General features: G+C 70.3%; 2 protein-coding genes. One reads left to right on the top strand and one right to left on the bottom strand.

The window, feature by feature from the left end:
- Nucleotides 1-317 precede the first annotated feature (317 nt).
- On the bottom strand, nt 318-794 hold the full coding sequence (locus tag E2E34_RS33780; RefSeq protein WP_138905638.1) for a hypothetical protein: 477 nt from the start codon (nt 792-794) through the stop codon (nt 318-320).
- Between the two features lie 537 nt (nt 795-1331).
- Between E2E34_RS33780 and E2E34_RS37585 the strand changes: the two genes are divergently transcribed.
- Nucleotides 1332-2037, top strand: a 706-nt coding sequence (locus E2E34_RS37585) for an SCO2400 family protein (RefSeq protein WP_439333705.1), incomplete at its 3' end; no start/stop codon positions are given.

The following is a 2037-nucleotide window of genomic DNA, read 5'->3' as shown; positions in this document are numbered from 1 at the left end:
GGCCTTGGGGCCGGTAGTGGCCGTGGGGGCTGCCGGTGCCGCGGAGGCCGCGGTGGCGGGGGCGAGACCGCCGGCGAGGGCGGCGATCAGGGTGGCGCTCATGGCCAGACGTCGGTGCGTCGACAGGGGCACGTGACTTCCTCGTTCTCGACTTGTCGGAAAGACCGCACACGCGTGAGGTGTGCTGTGGGGGGCCTGGGAGGAGCGAGCACTGCGCGCTTCCGGGATCCCCATGGAGCATGAGTGACAACGCGTCACATCGGTTCCTGTCACGGGGCACCGATATCCCGACCGGCAGCTTCGAGGCCCGTAGCGGGCTATCCCATGACGGCTCGGGCCGCGTCGAGAAAGGCCAGCCTGTTGTCCTCCAGGTAGTCCCGCACGCTCTCACCGTCGGGCAAGCCTTCCCACACGGTCCGGTTGAGATCGAGGAAGTACTTGCGTGCCGCGTTGTACACGGGCAGCGGAAACTGGATACGGATCATCCGTTCCGCGACCCAGAGTCTGTTCATGGCGTCCTGGGCCGTGACGAACCAGGGCGTCGTGTCGTCCCACTCGTGCGGCCGGCTGAAGGCCGCGCGCTTCGCATCGGCCGCGACCTCGACGAACCGCTCCAGCAGCGCAAGCCGCTCCGCGCGCCGGGCCTCCGACAACTCGGTCTGCTGCCGCCGCAACTCCGTCCGCTCAGCCGACCGTTGCGTCGCAAACTGGATGAGGAAAGACAGCGCGCCACCGAGCGCAACGCCGCCCAACGATATGAGCGACACCCAAACTTGACTGGACATGGTGGCCATCGTTCCACTCGGTCGATCTACAAGTGCCGCGCGGTAGCCCCACGACCGCCCCTTACGCACCGCGTCCACACCCTCGCGGCGCAGCGCGGTCACCGACCGGGTGGCTCCGCCTGAGGCCCGCGGAATTCGATGGTGCGACACGGTTCTGGCGTCAAGTCTGGCTGGATGAACGAAGCGAAGCTGTCCGACGGGACCATCACTCTGTCCCCGCTGCGCCTGGGCGATGTGGAGGCTCACCTCACGGGAGACATTGGCTGTTGCTCGATGCAGGGCACCCGGATTCTCGCGTGAACTCTTACCACTGCCCAGGGAGTTACGTATCCCACGTTTCGGCCGCCAGATGAACAGCGACTCGCCTGGTCCCGTTGACCCCGGTAACCGGTGCCCCACCCCCAGACCGGTGAGTGAGCGAGGTTCCGACATGACAAGGGTCCTTCTGCACGGCGCTGTGCGCCGCGCGACCGCGGGCTGCTGCCCCGCCCGGCCGGTGCGCCACGGTTCCTGCCCGCGACTCACGCGTTGAACGGTCGAACCCCCATGGACTACTGCATCCCCTGCCGCCGCCCGCTCAACGGCACCGTGACGTGCCCGGAATGCGGGGCGTACGACTCCGGCGTGCGGCCGCCGAGCGATCGGGCCGCTGAGACTCCTGCCGTCGGCACGGCGGTGATGGAGGTCCTCCTACGTGAAGAACCCGGCCCGGTCGAGCCCCCCGGCGTACCCCGGCACGCCACTCCCCCGGCCGCCGCACCCGCGGCGCCGCCGGCCCCGGCCGTCGTACCGGCGGCCCAGGCGCCGCCAGCGACCATGCACGAGCCGCGGGTCGCCACCGTAGCCGCACCCCAGCTCCGGGCAGCCGGCGTGCCCCAGGTTCAGCGCCACCGTCAGCCTCGCTGGAAGAAGTACGGCGGGCGAACTCTCGCCGCGGCCACCTTCGCGATACTGGGCGGCCTGGTCACCGCTTCGCTGCAGCCCGACCATTCCGCCGGTGCCCCTCAGGCGACGCCGGGCCCGGAGAAGGCAGCCCCCGACGAACCCCAGCGGCAGGCGACCGAGCCGCCGAAAGCCGCACGTTCCCCGGAGCGTCCGGCCACACGCCCGGCCGGACGCAATGCCCGGGACCGGAACAAGGGGGCGACTCGACGTCCTCGTACGACGCCCACCCCGTCGGACCCGCCGGCTTCCAAGACACCCACCACCGCACCCGCTCCACCGCCCGCGAAGACCACTCCCCCTCCCAGCC

The organism is Streptomyces albidochromogenes (assembly GCF_005981925.1).
Taxonomy (GTDB): domain Bacteria; phylum Actinomycetota; class Actinomycetes; order Streptomycetales; family Streptomycetaceae; genus Streptomyces; species Streptomyces albidochromogenes.
The sequence above is the reverse complement of the archived record's forward strand: the minus strand, read 5'-3'. Positions and strand labels throughout refer to the sequence as shown.

What these genes read in the sequence shown, in the direction of transcription:
- E2E34_RS33780 (WP_138905638.1), bottom strand. Translation starts at nt 794, where the DNA reads ATGGCCACCATGTCCAGTCAAGTTTGGGTGTCGCTCATATCGTTGGGC.